Source organism: Methylobacterium phyllostachyos (assembly GCF_900103445.1).
Lineage (GTDB): Bacteria > Pseudomonadota > Alphaproteobacteria > Rhizobiales > Beijerinckiaceae > Methylobacterium > Methylobacterium phyllostachyos.
This window is the reverse complement of sequence record NZ_FNHS01000012.1, coordinates 130,068-145,458: the sequence shown is the minus strand read 5'-3', so window position 1 is coordinate 145,458 and position 15,391 is coordinate 130,068. Positions and strand designations below refer to the sequence as shown.

The following is a 15,391-nucleotide window of genomic DNA, read 5'->3' as shown; positions in this document are numbered from 1 at the left end:
CGCCATGCTGGGTCTGACCTTCGCCGCCCCGCTGGCGCTCGCCGCCCTGATCGGCCTGCCGGCCCTGTGGTTCCTGCTGCGGGTGACCCCACCGCGCCCGCGCCGGATCAACTTCCCGCCGCTCAAGCTCGTCGCCGACCTGATCCCGCAGCGGCAGACCCCGGCGCGCACGCCGCCCTGGCTGCTGATCCTCCGGCTGCTGATCGCCGCCGCCCTGATCCTGGCGGTGGCGGGTCCCGTCTGGAACGCCGGGGGTGTCGGGGCTGGGGGCGGCCGCAGCGCGCTCCTCGTGCTCCTCGACAACGGCTTCCCCGCCGCCCACGACTGGCGCGACCGCCTGCGCGTCGCCACCGACGCCGTGGAGGGCGCCGCCCGCGACGGGCGTCCGGTCGCGGTGATCGGCCTCGCCGATGCCCCGGCGGCCCTTGAGGCGAAGACGCCCGCCGCCGCCCTGGAGCGCCTGCGCGCCCTCGCCCCCCGCCCGATCCTGCCCGCCCGCGACGCACATCTCGCTGCGATCGAGACCTTCCTCGACAAGAATCGCGGCGCCGGCCTCGTCTGGATCAGCGACGGCGTCGCCGGGGCGGAGGACACGCGCTTTGCCAAGGGGCTCGCCGATCTCGCCGGCGACAAGGGCGCGGCGCTGACCGTGCTGCGCGCCGACCGGCCGCCGGCCCTGGCGCTCACCGCCACCGAGAATGCCGGCAAGCTCGTCACCCACGCCCTGCGGGCGGTCCCCAATGGGCGCGATTCCGGCGTGATCCGGGCGCTCGACCAGAAGGGCCTGCCGCTCGCCGAGCGCGACTTCACCTTTGCGGCCGATGCCACGGAGGCGGAGGCCACCTTCGAGCTGCCGGTGGAGCTGCGCAACAGCATCAGCCGCCTGGAGATCGCGGGCGAGCGCTCGGCCGGGGCCGTGGTGCTGCAGGACGAGCGCGGCAAGCGGCGCCGGGTCGGCCTCGTCTTCGGCGGCACCCTCGATCAGGCCCAGCCCCTGCTGGCGCCGACCTACTACCTGTCCCGGGCGCTGCAGCCCTTCGCGGACGTGCAGGAGCCCCGCGGCGCCAAGGGGATCGCGGAATCGATCAACCAGCTCCTCGACAATCAGGTCTCGGTCCTCGTGCTGGCCGATGTCGGCGCGCTCGATGAGAAGACCACCGCCCGGATCGAGAGTTTCGTGAAGGATGGCGGGATGCTGCTGCGCTTCGCCGGCCCGCGGCTCGCCGCCGGCAACGATTCGCTGGTCCCGGTGCGGCTGCGCCGGGGCGGCCGGACGCTGGGCGGCACGCTCTCCTGGGACAGCCCGAAGACGCTGGCGCCCTTCCCGCCCGAGAGCCCCTTTGCCGGCCTGAAGCCGCCGGCCGATATCGGCGTGCGCCGCCAGATCCTGGCCGAGCCGGACGGCGACCTGCCGAACCGGACCTGGGCCTCCCTTCAGGACGGCACGCCGATCGTCACCGCCCAGAAGCGCGGCCTGGGCACGATCGTGCTGTTCCACGTCACCGCCGACACGACGTGGTCGAACCTGCCGCTCTCCGGATTGTTCATCGACATGCTCCGACGCGTCGTGGCACTGGCCGGCGCCTCGGCCCCGGTCCAGGGCGAAACCCCACGGGCGGCAGCCCCGGTGCTCGCCCCGCGGGTGACGCTGGACGGGTTCGGGGCGCTCGGCTCACCCCCGGCCTCGGCCACGGCGGTGTCGGCCGATTACGCCGACCGGGCGACCCTGGAGCACCCGCCGGGCTTCTACGGCCCGCCGGACGGAGGCATCAGCGTGAACGCCCTCAAGCCCGACGATCGGCTGAAGTCCCTCGACCTCGCGGCCCTCGATGGCGCCCGATTCGGCTCGCTCGCCGGGGCCGAGACCGTCGACCTGCGCCCGAGCCTGTTCACCCTGGCGCTGCTGCTGCTGGCCCTCGACACCTTAGCGGGCCTGTGGCTCGGCGGCTTCCTGCGCCGCGGCGGCCTCGTGGCTCGCCTGCGTGGCCGGCCGGCGGTGCTGGCGCTCGTGGGTCTCGGCCTGCTGGCGTCCCTGCCGGCCTTGCCCGTCCGCGCCGAGGAGGCACAGCCGCCGGTCAATCGGCCGAACGGTTTCGAATCCGCTCTGGTCACGCGGCTCGCCTACGTGATCACGGGGGACGCCGCCGTCGACGAGGCGAGCCGCACCGGCCTGACCGGCCTGACCCAGATGCTCGCCTCCCGCACGGCCCTCGAGCCGGGCGAGCCCGCCGGCATCGACCCCGCCAAGGACGAGCTGGCCTTCTACCCGCTGATCTATTGGCCGATCGCGCCGAACCGGCCGCAGCCCTCCGAGACCGCGATCCGCAAGATCGACGCGTTCATGCGCAACGGCGGAACCGTACTGTTCGACACCCGCGACGCGCTGACCGCCCGGCCGGGCGGCCCGCCGACCCCGGAGGCCGCGTATCTGCGCACCATGCTGGCGACACTCGAAGTGCCGGAGCTGGAGCCGGTACCGCTCGACCACGTGCTCACCAAGGCGTTCTACCTCGTGGACAGTTTTCCGGGCCGCTACGCCACCGGCCAGACCTGGGTCGAGGCCCTGCCGCCAGCCGCCGAGGGCGCCGAACGCCGCCCGGCCCGGGCTGGCGACGGGGTCAGCCCGATCATCATCACCGGCAACGACCTCGCCGCTGCCTGGGCGGTGGGCCGGGGCGGCGAGCCGCTCTATCCCGTGGTGGGCGGCGACCAGCGCCAGCGCGAGATGGCGTTCCGCGGGGGCGTCAACATCGTGATGTACACGCTCACCGGCAACTACAAGGCGGATCAGGTGCACGTGCCCGCGCTGCTGGAGCGGCTGGGGCAGTGATTGTTTTTCGTGACGACCTGCGCAACGCCGCTCCCCCTCCCCCCTCTGCGGGGGAGGGTACCCTGCGCAGCAGGGGGGGAGAGGGGAGCGACGGTGCAGGACAGGACAGAGTCCTCCATGCCGGCCGCGCCCTCTCTGAAAACGTCGCTCCCCTCTCCCGACCCCTGCTAACGCAGGGGCCACCCTCCCCCGCAGAGGGGGGAGGGAGACGCCGCATCACGGATCTGGAGCGCTCTGCCCCATGCTGAGCCTCAGCTTCACCCCCCTCCTCCCCTGGCCGGCCATCGCCGTTCTGGGCGTGATCGTCGCCGTGCTGGCGGTGTTCGCGGTGCTGGCCCGGGGCCGGACCGCGTGGCTGCGCGTCCTCGTCCTCGCCCTGGTGCTGGCTGCGCTGACCAACCCGGCCCTGGTCCACGAGGACCGCGAGCCCGTGAAGGACATTGCGGCCATCGTGGTCGACCGCTCGGGCTCGCAGCAGCTCGGCGACCGGCCGCAGATGACCGACGCCGTCCGCGCCGAGCTGCAGCGCCGCTTCGGGGCCCTGGCCAACATCGAGACCCGCTTCATCGACGTGCCCGACGCCAAGGACGGCGACGATGGCACCAAGCTGTTCACCGCGTTGGGCCAGGCGCTGGCCGACGTGCCGCCGGAGCGGCTCGCCGGGATCGTGATGCTCACCGACGGCGTGGTTCACGACATTCCGTCCGCGATGGCCCAGCTCGGCATCAAGGCGCCGCTTCACGTCCTCGTCACCGGCCATCCCGACGAGCGCGACCGGCAGATCAAGCTGCTGGAAGCCCCCCGCTTCGGCATCGTCGGCAAGGACCTGACGATCCGGGCCGAGGTGATGGAGCGGGGCGGCACCGGCCACGCGGTCGTCACCGTGCGCCGCGACGGCGAGGAGATCGGCCGTAGGGACGTCGCCACCGACAAGCCGTTCGCGCTCAACCTGCGGATCGAGCATGGCGGCCCGAATGTGGTCGAGATCGAGGTCGAGGGGCTGCCGGGCGAGCTGACCAACGTCAACAACCGGGCCGTGCTGCCGATCGAGGGCATCCGCGAGAAGCTGCGCGTGCTGCTGGTCTCCGGCGAGCCCCACCAGGGCGAGCGCACATGGCGCAACCTGCTGAAGTCTGACGCCAACGTCGATCTCGTCCACTTCACCATCCTGCGCCCGCCCGAGAAGCAGGACGGCACGCCGATCTCGGAACTCTCCCTGATCGCCTTCCCGACGCGCGAGCTGTTCGTCCAGAAGATCAAGGACTTCGACCTGATCATCTTCGACCGCTACGCCAACCAGAGCGTGCTGCCGCAGGCCTATTTTGACAATATCGCCCGCTACGTCCGCGAGGGCGGCGCCCTGCTGATCGCCGCCGGCCCCGAATTCGCCGGCCCGGCGAGCTTGGCCCGCACTCGGCTCGCCGGCATCCTGCCCGGCGACCCGGACGGGCGGGTGGTGGAAAAACCCTATAAGGCGACGCCGACCCAGGTCGGCCAGCGCCACCCGGTGACCCGCGCCCTGCCGGGCTCCGACGCGAACCCGCCCGCCTGGGGCGACTGGCTGCGTATCGTCGAGGCCCGGACCCGGCCCGGGATCCAGCCGATCCTGTCGGGAGCCGAGGGGTTGCCGTTGCTCGCCCTGTCCCGCGAGGACAAGGGCCGCGTCGCCCTGCTCCTGTCGGACCAAGCCTGGCTCTGGGCGCGGGGCTACCAAGAAGGCGGCCCCTATCTCGACCTGCTGCGCCGCCTCGGCCACTGGCTGATGAAGGAGCCGGCCCTCGAAGAGGAGGCCCTGCGCGCCCAGACCACCGGCCGCGGCCGGGAGATCCGGGTGGAGCGCCAGACCATGGCGGATCAGGCCGAACCGGTCACCGTCACCGGGCCGACCGGCAAGGTAACGACGCTGACGCTGAAGCCCCAGGAGCCGGGCCTCTTCACCGCCACCTTCGACGCCGAGAGCCTCGGGCTGCACACGCTGCGCTCCGGCAACTTGGTGGCCTTCGTGAGTGTCGGCCCGGCCAATCCGCGCGAGCTCGCCGACGTGTTCAGCGACACCGAGCGGCTGAAGGCGGTGGCGGATGGGTCGGGCGGCTCGATCCGCCGGGTCACCGGGTCGGGGGGCGCCATCGACGTGCCGCGGCTGGCGGTGGTGCGCGGTGGGCGGCTCTCGGGCGCGGACTGGATCGGCTTCCGGCCGAGCGACAGCGCCAATATCCGCGGGGTCGAGGTCTATCCGCTGGCGCTGGGCCTCGCGGCGCTTGCGGCCCTGGCCGCTGCCTTGCTGGCGATGTGGCTGGTGGAGGGCCGGCGGGGCCGGGCCGCGTGAAACATTTTATGCGCGTGCTCCCCTCCCCCCTCTGCGGGGGAGGGTGGCCCCTGCGTCAGCAGGGGTCGGGTCGGGACGAAGTCCCGCAAGGGGGGAACCCGGGTTCAGGAAAAGGCGCGACCGTCATGACGGGCAGTGCCCGATTCTGCACCGTCGCTCCCCTCTCCCGACCCCCTTCGGGGGCCACCCTCCCCCGCAGAGGGGGGAGGGAAAACCCGCGCCTTGTCCTGCAAGGCGGCCCGTGCGCAAGCGCGCTCGACGGGCGTGGCTTCCCCAGCCTATGAGCCTCGGTGATCATCCGTGCCCCGCGCGGATCCCTACTACGGAGACAGCCTGCCCGTGACAGCGCAGACCGTGACCGGACGCCTCCTCGCCGCGACACTCCTCCTCGTCGGGCTGCATCTCGCCCCGGCCCAGGCGCAGGAACCGGCCGCGATGCCGTCCGATCCGCCGACGATGCCCGCCGCCACCGGCCAGTGGGTCCATGCGCTCACGCTGATGGGCCAGCCGAAATACGGCCCCGACTTCAAGCATTTCGACTATGCCGACCCGGCCGCACCCAAGGGCGGGATGGTGCGCCTCGGCGCCCAGGGCGGGTTCGACAACTTCAACATCATCGTGTCCGGCCTCAAGGGCGATCTCGAGAACGGCATCCAGCAGATCTACGATCCGCTGATGACCCAATCCTCCGACGAGCCGTTCACCTCCTACGGCCTGATCGCCGAGGCGGTGCGGGTCGCCCCCGATCTCGGCTCGGTCTCCTACCGGCTGCGCGAGAACGCCCGCTGGCACGACGGCAAGCCGATCACCCCCGAAGACGTGGTCTGGTCCTTCGACATCCTGAAGGCCAACAGCCCGTTCTACGCCGCCTACTACCATACGGTCGCCAAAGCCGAGGCGACCGGGCCGCACGAGGTGACCTTCACCTTCTCGGAGACAGGCAACCGCGAACTGCCGCAGGTGATCGGACAGTTGCGCATCCTGCCCAAGCACTGGTGGATGGCCAAGGATTCCAACGGCAAGCCGCGCAATCCCACGGAGACGACGCTCGAGCCGCCGCTCGGCTCCGGCCCCTACCGGCTGGCGAAGTTCGATCCCGGCCGCAGCGCCACCTACGAGCGCGCGCCCGACTACTGGGGCAAGGACCTTCCGGCCAATGCCGGGCATTACAACTTCGACACCGAGCGCTACGAATATTTTCGCGACGGCACCGTGCTGGTCGAGGCGCTGAAGGGCGACCTCTACGATTTCCGCGCCGAGAACATCGCCCGGAACTGGGCGACCGCCTACGACGACTTCCCGGCCGTGAAGGAAGGGCGCCTGATCAAGGAGGCCTTCCCCGACCGCGGCATGGGCCTCATGCAGGCCTTCGCGTTCAATACCCGCAAGGACAAGTTCAAGGATCCGCGCGTGCGCCGGGCCTTCAACCTCGCGATGAACTACGAGGAGATGAACAAGGCCCTGTTCTACGGGCTCTACAACCGGATCAACTCCTACTTCTTCGGCTCGGAACTGGCCTCCTCGGGCCTGCCGGAAGGCGACGAGAAGGCGATCCTCGAGAGCGTGAAGGACAAGATCCCGGCTTCGGTCTTCACAACGCCCTACACCAACCCGGTGAACGACAGCCCCGAGGCGGTGCGCAAGAACCTGCGCGAAGCGGTCGGCCTGCTGCGCGAGGCGGGCTACGAGCTGCGCGGCGGCAAGATGGTCAACAAGGCCACCGGCGAGCCGCTGACCGTCGAGTTCCTGGAATTCCAGAACACCTTCGAGCGGGTGATCCTGCCGTTCTCGGCGTCGCTGAAGCTGATCGGGATCGACGCGACCCTGCGGGTGATCGACCCCGCGCAGTACCAGAACCGGATCCGCAACTTCGATTTCGACATCACCACGACGAACTGGGGCGAGTCGCTCTCACCCGGCAACGAGCAGCGCGAGTACTGGGGCTCGAAGGCGGCCGACAGTCCCGGCTCGCGCAACCTGATCGGCATCAAGGATCCCGGCATCGACGCGCTGATCGAGAAGGTGATCTTCGCGAAGGACCGGCCGACCGTGATCGCCGCGACCCGGGCGCTCGACCGGGTGTTGCTCGCCCACGATTACGTCGTGCCGCAATGGTCCTCCAACCAGCAGCGGACGCTGCGCTGGAACCGCTTCAACCACCCGGCGATCCTGCCGCTCTATGCCAGCTCCGGCTTCCCGACGACGTGGTGGTACGACAAGGCGCTCGCGGCCAAGACCGGGGCGCCCCGTTGACGGGCGCCCCCTGGCGGCCGACCCGACGCGGGATCGTCCTCGGCGGTGCCGCCCTCGCGGCGGCCCGGCCAGGCTGGGCAGAGGATGGGGAGCGCCACGGCCTCTCCAGCTTCGGCGAGCTGAAGTATCCGCCGACCTTCGCGCATTTCGACTACGTGAACCCGATGGCGCCGCGCGGCGGGCGATTCTCGGCGACGCTGTCCGACACGACCGGCAACCAGGCGTTCAACACCTTCAACACGCTCAACATCTACGTGCTGCGCGGCGAAGGCGCGGCCGGGATGACTCTGACCTTCGACAGCCTGATGGTCCGCGCCCTCGACGAGCCGGACGCGGTCTACGGGCTGGTGGCGCGCGCCGTCACGGTGAGCCCGGACGGGCTGACCTACACGTTCCTGCTGCGGCCGCAGGCCCGGTTCCATGACGGCTCGCGGCTGACCGCGCGGGACGCCGCCTTCAGCCTCAAGCTCCTGCGCGACAAGGGCCACCCGGAGATCTCCGAGGTGATCCGCGCGATGACGGATGCCCGGGCCGAAGACGACGAGCGGCTCGTCGTGACCTTCGCGCCCGGCCGCGCCCGGGACCTGCCGCTGTTCGTGACGCAACTGCCGATCTTTTCCGCCGCCTATTACGGCGCCCGCGACTTCGAGGCCTCGACCCTGGAGCCGCCGCTCGGCTCCGGTCCCTACCGGGTCGGCACGGTCGATGTCGGCCGCTCGATCGGGCTGGAGCGGGTTCCGGATTACTGGGCGGCCGACCTGCCCGTGACGATCGGCCAGAACAATTTTGACGCGATCCGCTACGAGTATTTCCGCGATCGGACCGTGGCGTTCGAGGCGTTCAAGAGCGGGGCGTTCACGTTCCGGGAGGAATTCACCGCCCGGGTCTGGGCCACCGGCTACGACTTCCCGGCGCTCAAGGAAGGCCGCGTCACCCGAGAGACCGTTCCGGACGCGCGGCCGAGCGGCACGCAGGGCTGGTGGATCAACACCCGCCGCGAGGCCTTCCGCGATCCCCGGGTGCGCGAGGCGATCGGGCTCTGCTTCGACTTCGAATGGTCGAACCGGAACCTGATGTACGGCGCCTACACCCGCACGGCCTCGTTCTTCGAGAATTCGGACCTCAAGGCGACGGGAAAGCCGTCGGCCGAGGAGCTGGCCCTGCTGGAGCCGCTGAAGGATCTGCCGCCGGAGGTGTTCGGCGAGGCCTGGACGCCGCCGGTCTCGGACGGGTCCGGCCAGGACCGGGCGCTCCTCAAGCGGGCCGACGCGCTGCTGCGCGAGGCCGGCTGCACCCGCCAGGGCGGCAGCCTCATGCTGCCCGGCGGGCGTCCGTTGACGATCGAATTCCTGGACAACGACCCGGTCTTCGACGCAGTGACACAGCCGTTCATCCGCAACCTCGGGCTGCTCGGCATCAAGGCGAGCCTGCGCGTGGTCGATCCCGCGCAATACCAGACGCGGCTCAAGGATTTCGACTTCGATCTCGCGATCCAGCGTTATAGCAGCGGCCTGACGCCCGGCGCGGAGCTGCGCGAGACCTACGGCTCCCGGGCGGCCAGGACGGCGGGCTCGAACAACCTGTCGGGGATCGCGGATCCCGCCATCGACGCGCTCCTGACCGCCATCGCGGACGCGAAATCCCGGGCAGACCTGACCACCGCGTGCCGGGCCCTCGACCGGGTGCTGCGCGCCGGGCGCTACTGGGTGCCGATGTGGTATGGTTCGACCCACCGCCTCGCCCTGTGGGACGTCTACGGCCGCCCGGAGAACCCACCGAAATACGACCTCGGCGCGCCGGCCACGTGGTGGTACGACGCCGAGAAGGCGAAGCGGATCGGGCGGGAGTAACGCGATGATCGCCTACATCCTGCGCCGCATCGGCCTGATGATCCCAACCCTCTTCGGGATCATGCTGATCACCTTCACGATCGTGCAATTCGCCCCCGGCGGCCCGGTGGAGCGGGTGCTGTCCCAGCTCCAGGGCCAGCGCGACGGCGCGATGTCGCGCGTGACCGGCGGTGGCGGCGACCTCGGCGGCGGCGCACGCCCCTCCGGCGGTGGCGGCGAGGCGAGTTCGCGCTATCGCGGCGCGCAGGGGTTGAGCCCTGAATTCATTGCCAAGCTGGAAAAGCAGTTCGGCTTCGACAAGCCGGCGCCCGAGCGCTTCGCCAAGATGCTCTGGGACTATGTCCGGTTCGATTTCGGCCGCAGCTATTTCCGCGATGTAACGGTAATCCAGCTCATCAAGGAGCGCCTGCCGGTCTCGATCTCGCTGGGTCTGTGGATGACGCTCCTGTCCTACGCGATCTCGATCCCGCTCGGCATCCGCAAGGCCGTGAAGGACGGCGAGCGCTTCGACCGCTGGACCTCCTTCGTGGTAATCATCGGCTACGCGATCCCGGGCTTCATGTTCGGGCTGATGCTGATCATCCTGTTCGCGGGCGGCTCGTTCTACCAGTGGTTTCCGCTGCGCGGCCTCACCAGCGAGGGCTGGGAGGGGTTTTCGACCTGGCACAAGGTGACCGATTACGCATGGCACATGGTGCTGCCGCTGACCGCCCTGGTGATCGGCGCCTTCGCGACCTCGACCCTGCTGACCAAGAACTCGTTCCTCGACGAGATCCGCAAGCAATATGTGCTCACCGCGCGGATGAAGGGGCTATCGGAACGCCGCGTGCTCTACGGCCACGTGTTCCGCAACGCCATGCTGATCGTGATCGCGGGTTTCCCGGGGGCCTTCATCTCGGCCTTCTTCACCGGCTCGCTCTTGATCGAGACGATCTTTTCGCTCGACGGACTCGGGGAACTGTCGTTCCGGGCGATCGTGGGCCGGGACTATCCGGTGGTGTTCGCGACCCTCTACATCTTCTCCCTGCTCGGGCTCGCGGTGAACCTGCTCTCGGACCTGATCTACGTCTGGATCGACCCGCGGATCGACTTCTCGGCGCGGGCGACCTGAGGCTGCGTCACGACAGGGGCGAGCCGGGAGCCGGCAGCCCAATGGTCGAGGTCGCCGAGAGGATCTGATCCGGCCCGCCCTTCGGCGGCCAGATCCCGGCGGCGTAGGCGTCTGCACGGAGCCGCGCCCGCTCCTCCAGGCTGGCGAAGGCCCAGATGTGCGTGATCCGCGGCGGCCCATCGAGGGCGTAGAGGTTGGTCACGAGATGGTCGGTGTAGGCCTTGGCCGGCCCGATCGCCGCCTCCCAGGCTGACAGCGTCGGTGCGAGCCCGCCGGGGCGGAGCTGGTAAGTACGGATCTCGTAAACGCCGCCCCGGGCCCCGGTCCGGAGCGGCGGCAGGAAGGGGAACGGCGCGTAGCTGTCCATGATCATGGCCGTCAGCAGGTCCCCTCCGTGGAACGGTGCGGCGCTCATCAGGGCGCGCCGCCGTTCGGCCGTCATCGCCTCGGGCGTATCGAAGCCGCGCAGGACGATCACTTGTCCGAGCGTGCCGATATCCGTCCGCCAGCAGCCGAGCAGTGTCCCACCCTCCGCCTCGGCGGCCCAGGACCGCGCTCGCTCGCAGATCTGTGCCAGCGCGAGCAGAGGGCAGGACAGCGTGGTGAGTTCGTAGAGCATGCCCGGGGTTCTCCGGAGGATTGCAAACCAGAGGTAGAACGCCCGCGTCATGCGGCGAGGATCACACGAGCGTCTGTCGCGCTCCGGCCGGCCCGAGAACCCGCGCCACCGTCAGGCGCAGCGCCTGCGCACTCCGATACCCCACCGCCGCCGCCACGGCCCGGGGCGGACGCCCTTCGGCCGTGAGCGCCAGCGCGCGGATCACCCGGGCCCGGGCCCGCCAGTCGCCGAAGCTCAGGCCGGTCTCGGCGCGGAATCCCCGGGTCAGCGTCCGCCGGCTCGCCCCGGCCCGGTCGGCCCAGGCGTCGAGATCGTCCTCCAAGGCCGGATCCTCGATGATCCCCAGGCAGACCCGGCGCAGGCGCGGATCGCGCGGCAGCGGCAGTGTGAGGGGCGTCGCGGGGGCGCGGGCGATCTCGTCGAGCACCAGGGCGGCGAGGTGGCCGCCACGGCTGTCCTCCGCGTAGAGCACCGGCTCCTCGGCCAGGGCGACCAGCGCAGCCGACAGCAGCGGCGACACCGCGATGACCCGGCAGGTCTCCGGGAACGTCGCGACGGCGCCCTGATCGAGATAGGCGGTGCACAGGGCGACCGGGCCGTGGGTGGCGGTGGCGTGCGGGAGGCAGGCCGGGATCCAGAGCGCGTGGCCCTCTGGCACGACCCAGGCGCCATCCTCGGCCGAGGCCGACATCAGCCCCGCGGTGGCGTAAAGCAGTTGCGCGCGGATGTGATGGTGCAGGCCGGTGGTGCTCCCCGCCGCCCACGGCTTGCGAACCACCGCGATGGGACGCGGTATGGTTTGGTAGTCGGCCGCGGCGGTCGATCGTGGCGACGACGCGTTTGGCCCGTTCGCATGCATATCCGGCCCGACACCTCCATCGGGTCAGGCTATCAGGGTCCGATCCCGGAGGATACGCCGCGATGGATTCCGATTCGCTGTCCCGCCGCACCCTGCGCTTCGTCAACGTCGCGCACGCGCTCGATCACTTCGTGCTGCTGATCTACCCGACCGCGGTCATCGCCATCGCCGCCCAGACCGGGCTCGGCTACGGCGAGCTGATCGGGCTCGCCACCGGCGCCTTCGTGGCGTTCGGCCTGTGCTCCCTGCCGATGGGCTCGCTGGCCGACCGGTTCGGGCGCCGCACCATGCTGGCGGTGTTCTTTTTCGGCTATGGGCTCTCATGCCTCGGCGTCGCCACCGCTTCGACGCCCCTCGCCTTCGCCCTCTGGCTGTGCGTCCTCGGCCTCGCCTCGGCGATCTATCACCCGGTCGGCTCGGCCATGCTGGTGACCCACGCCCGGCGGCTCGGCCGCGACCTCGGCATCAACGGCGTCTGGGGGAATTTCGGCGCGGCCTCGGCCTCCGGCGTCACAGCGCTGCTCGCTGCCGCGATCAGTTGGCGCGCGGCCTTCGTGGTGCCGGGCCTGATCTGCCTCGCCTGCGGGGTGGCCTTCGTGGCGCTGGTGCCGGGCGACGGCGAGGGCGGCGGCAAGAAGGCGGGCGGCGCAGCGGTGATCCCCGTCACGCGACCCTGGGCGCTGATGGCGATGTTCGCCCTGGCGATCTTCGCGGGCGGCCTCACCTTCAACCTGACCACGATCAGCCTGCCCAAGGTGATCGACGAGGGCGTCGGCCACGCCCTGCCGCTGGCGCTCACCGGCTCGATCGCCACGGTGGTGTTCCTGTTCGGCGCGCTGATGCAGCTCGCCATGGGCCGCCTGATCGACCGCTACAGCCTGCCGACTTTGTTCGTGGCGCTCTCGGTGCTGCAACCGCTGGGCCTCGGGATCGCCGCCGTCAGCACGGGCCTTCCGCTGCTCGTGGGGCTGGTGATCGCCATGACGGCGATCTACGGGCAGGTGGTGATCAACGACGCGATGATCGCCCGCTACGTGCCCCCGGCCTATCGGGCCCGGGCCTACAGCGTGCGTTACTTCGTGGGCTTCACGGCGAGCGGCTTCGTGGTGCCGGCGATCGCGCTCCTCCACGACCGCGGCGGTTTCGGGCTAGTCCTCGGCGCGGCGTCCGCCTGCGGTGCGGTAATCTGGCTGTCGGCGATCGGCTTCCTGAAGCTGACGCAATCCGGCGGACGCCCGACGCTGGCGGCGGCGGAATAAGACGGCCGTTTGCCGGGCAGACCCGGCGCTGCTACGCGGCGACCAGCCACCCCAAGGGCGTATCGTGACCGCATTGTCCCTCGTCATCCGGCCGGAGCGGCCGGAGGATGCCCCCGCCATCGCGCGCCTCCAGGCCCGGGCCTTCGGTCCCGGCCGCTTTGCCCGCACCGCCTACCGCCTGCGCGAAGGCGCGGCCGAGCGGATGGATCTCGGCGTCACCGCCTGGGTCGGAAGCTTCCTGGTGGGCTCGGTGCGGATGGGGCCGGTCCGCACCGGCGCGACGCCGTTCGTGATGCTGGGCCCCCTCGCGGTCGATCCGAGCTTCGAGGGCCGCGGCATCGGCGGCACCCTGACCCGCGCGGTGATCGAGGCGGCGCGACAGGCGGGCGATGGGCTGGTGATCCTTGTGGGCGACGCGCCCTATTACCGCCGCTTCGGGTTCAGCCCGGTTCCGCCTGGACGGCTGACCCTGCCGGGGCCGGTCGATCCGGTGCGGCTGTTGTGGCTAGACCTGGAAGGGGGCTTTTCCGACCGCGTCTCCGGCCCGGTCGAGGCCGTGCGCGCCGGGGCAGAAGCCACGTCGGGTTAGAAGGCCGCCCTGCCCGATCGACCGATCGGGCGGGGCGGATCGTAGACGATCAGCGCCGAGTGCCGGAACCGCTGGTGCTGGTGGTGCCGGAGGTCCCGGCTCCCGAGCCACCCATCCGCGAGGTCGAGCCGGTCGAATCCGAGGTGCCGGACTTCATCTCATGGCCGGGGGCGTAGCCGGATGCACCGGGGCTGCCTGCCCGGCTTCCGTGGTCCTGCATCTCGTGACCGGGCGTCCGGGACGCGGCGCCCTGCTCGGCCGCGAGGGCGGTTCCACCGAGGGCCAGCGTGGCCAGGACGATGATGGGCAAGCGCTGCATGGCGTTTCTCCTCCTGTTGGGGGCCTCTCAATGCCGAACCCGCCAAGACCGTTCCGCCCCCGGCCGCCCGCCATGGCGCGCCCGACCGAGCCTCACGCCCGCCGCAGCGCCAGGGCGGCGATCAGCCCGGCCGCGAGCAGCGCCAGCGCCACCGGCGTCGCCGAGGTCGCCGGCCAGGCGGAGGCAGCGGCCGTGAAGATTGCCCCGAAGGTCATCTGCGTGAAGCCGTAGAGGCTGGAAGCCGAACCCGCCGCGTGCGGATCGACGTTCATCAGCCCGGCCACCGCGTTGGGGCTGAGCAGGCCGACGCCGACCGCGTAGGCGAAGAGCGGCGCGATCAGGCTGACGACGCTCAGCATCCCGGTCCGGTCCACCACCAGCAGCGTCAGCGCCGCCGCGATGCAGAGGAGGTTGCCGCTCCGCGCCGCCTTTCGGATCGGCACCCGCGCGGCGAGCCGGCTCGCCAGCACCGCCCCGCCGACCATCCCGAACACCACGATCAGGCAATCGAACCCGACCTCCTGCGAGGAGCGCCCGAGCCGATCGACCAGCAGGAACGGCGCCACCGCCAGGAAGGCGTAGAGGCTGGTGCCGCCGCAGGCCCCCGCCACGAGATAGGCGCGGAAAACCGGGATCCGCACGAGCCGGAAATAGCCCGCGAGCACCGCGACGAAGCCGGGCAGCGCCACCTTGTGCCGGTTTGTCTCCGGCAGGGTGAACACCACCAACGCGCCGAGCACCGCCACCAGGCCGGCCAGCACGACGAACACCGCCCGCCAGCCGAAGGCCTCGTTGACCACGCCGCCGATCGCCGGAGCCAGCGCCGGGGTAAGGGTCATTGCGGTGGTGAGGATGGCGAGCTTGCGGGCGGCGTCCTCGCGGGTCGAGACGTCCCGCACCATGGCCCGCCCGATCACCAGCGAGCCGCAGGCGCCGAGCGACTGGAGCACCCGGGCCACCAGCAGCACGCCGATATTGGGCGCCGGGATCGCGAGCAGCAACCCGGCGAGGTAGAGGCCGAGCCCGCCGATCAGGATCGGCCGCCGTCCGTACCGGTCCGAGAGCGGCCCGTAGAGGAGTTGCCCGCCCGCCAGGCCGATCAGGTAGACCGTGATGGTGAGCTGCGCGCCGGCCGCGTTGGTGCCGAGATCGGCGGCCACGGCGGCCAGGGCCGGCACGAAGATGTGCAGCGCCACCGTCCCGGTCATGGTCACGGCGACGAGCAGCGGGAGAGGCGCCCGGCGCTCCTCCAGTTCAGGACTTCGGTCAGCCACGGGATCCTGTGCGGTTCTCAATCCGGCAGGGTGCCGGGGCGCGGTCGCCCTCCAGCAAGGGCCGGGCCCGGAGCCATGCCGGCGGAACGCGGCTGACAGGCG

At 70.9% G+C, this 15,391-nt stretch carries 11 protein-coding genes; 7 read left to right on the top strand and 4 right to left on the bottom strand.

Going from position 1 to position 15,391, the window contains the following annotated elements; genetic code table 11:
* The first annotated feature begins 4 nt into the window (after positions 1-4).
* The 5 genes from BLQ49_RS19675 (at position 5) to BLQ49_RS19650 (ending at position 10,370) form a co-directional block, all read left to right on the top strand.
* Positions 5-2,830, top strand: a complete 2,826-nt coding sequence (locus BLQ49_RS19675) for a DUF4159 domain-containing protein (protein WP_091718748.1) — start codon at positions 5-7, stop codon at positions 2,828-2,830.
* A 241-nt stretch (positions 2,831-3,071) separates the two neighbouring features.
* Positions 3,072-5,156: a glutamine amidotransferase gene (locus BLQ49_RS19665; RefSeq protein WP_091718746.1), complete on the top strand. Its 2,085-nt coding sequence runs from the start codon at positions 3,072-3,074 to the stop codon at positions 5,154-5,156.
* A gap of 339 nt (positions 5,157-5,495) precedes the next feature.
* On the top strand, positions 5,496-7,409 hold the full coding sequence (locus BLQ49_RS19660) for an extracellular solute-binding protein (protein ID WP_091718917.1): 1,914 nt from the start codon (positions 5,496-5,498) through the stop codon (positions 7,407-7,409).
* Positions 7,406-9,259, top strand: coding sequence for an extracellular solute-binding protein (locus BLQ49_RS19655; protein WP_091718744.1), 1,854 nt, complete (start codon positions 7,406-7,408; stop codon positions 9,257-9,259). Before BLQ49_RS19660 ends, BLQ49_RS19655 begins: the two co-directional genes overlap by 4 nt.
* A gap of 4 nt (positions 9,260-9,263) precedes the next feature.
* Complete coding sequence (locus BLQ49_RS19650; RefSeq protein ID WP_091718742.1) at positions 9,264-10,370, top strand: microcin C ABC transporter permease YejB; 1,107 nt, start codon at positions 9,264-9,266, stop codon at positions 10,368-10,370.
* 7 nt (positions 10,371-10,377) lie between these two features.
* Here BLQ49_RS19650 and BLQ49_RS19645 read toward each other — a convergent pair whose 3' ends face one another.
* On the bottom strand, positions 10,378-10,989 hold the full coding sequence (locus BLQ49_RS19645) for an NIPSNAP family protein (protein WP_091718740.1): 612 nt from the start codon (positions 10,987-10,989) through the stop codon (positions 10,378-10,380).
* A gap of 61 nt (positions 10,990-11,050) precedes the next feature.
* Positions 11,051-11,848: an AraC family transcriptional regulator gene (locus tag BLQ49_RS19640; RefSeq protein WP_091718738.1), complete on the bottom strand. Its 798-nt coding sequence runs from the start codon at positions 11,846-11,848 to the stop codon at positions 11,051-11,053.
* A gap of 62 nt (positions 11,849-11,910) precedes the next feature.
* On the opposite strand from BLQ49_RS19640, the gene BLQ49_RS19635 reads away from it, so the two are divergent.
* Both BLQ49_RS19635 and BLQ49_RS19630 read left to right on the top strand, forming a co-directional pair.
* A complete protein-coding gene (locus BLQ49_RS19635; protein WP_091718736.1) occupies positions 11,911-13,107 on the top strand; it encodes an MFS transporter in 1,197 nt (398 codons plus the stop codon).
* A gap of 64 nt (positions 13,108-13,171) precedes the next feature.
* Positions 13,172-13,696, top strand: a complete 525-nt coding sequence (locus BLQ49_RS19630) for a GNAT family N-acetyltransferase (RefSeq protein ID WP_091718733.1) — start codon at positions 13,172-13,174, stop codon at positions 13,694-13,696.
* A 49-nt stretch (positions 13,697-13,745) separates the two neighbouring features.
* Here BLQ49_RS19630 and BLQ49_RS19625 read toward each other — a convergent pair whose 3' ends face one another.
* Both BLQ49_RS19625 and BLQ49_RS19620 read right to left on the bottom strand, forming a co-directional pair.
* Positions 13,746-14,015 (bottom strand): hypothetical protein, encoded by a 270-nt coding sequence (locus BLQ49_RS19625; protein WP_091718731.1) that lies wholly within the window; start codon positions 14,013-14,015, stop codon positions 13,746-13,748.
* Positions 14,016-14,107: 92 nt separating this feature from the next.
* Positions 14,108-15,289, bottom strand: coding sequence for a multidrug effflux MFS transporter (locus BLQ49_RS19620; RefSeq protein ID WP_280140991.1), 1,182 nt, complete (start codon positions 15,287-15,289; stop codon positions 14,108-14,110).
* Positions 15,290-15,391 lie beyond the last annotated feature (102 nt).

Bases quoted from the DNA above. Each gene is read 5' to 3' on its own strand.
- BLQ49_RS19640 (WP_091718738.1), bottom strand. From the start codon at position 11,848: ATGCATGCGAACGGGCCAAACGCGTCGTCGCCACGATCGACCGCCGCG.
- BLQ49_RS19665 (WP_091718746.1), top strand. From the start codon at position 3,072: ATGCTGAGCCTCAGCTTCACCCCCCTCCTCCCCTGGCCGGCCATCGCC.
- BLQ49_RS19645 (WP_091718740.1), bottom strand. From the start codon at position 10,989: ATGCTCTACGAACTCACCACGCTGTCCTGCCCTCTGCTCGCGCTGGCA.
- BLQ49_RS19650 (WP_091718742.1), top strand. From the start codon at position 9,264: ATGATCGCCTACATCCTGCGCCGCATCGGCCTGATGATCCCAACCCTC.
- BLQ49_RS19635 (WP_091718736.1), top strand. From the start codon at position 11,911: ATGGATTCCGATTCGCTGTCCCGCCGCACCCTGCGCTTCGTCAACGTC.
- BLQ49_RS19675 (WP_091718748.1), top strand. From the start codon at position 5: ATGCTGGGTCTGACCTTCGCCGCCCCGCTGGCGCTCGCCGCCCTGATC.
- BLQ49_RS19625 (WP_091718731.1), bottom strand. From the start codon at position 14,015: ATGCAGCGCTTGCCCATCATCGTCCTGGCCACGCTGGCCCTCGGTGGA.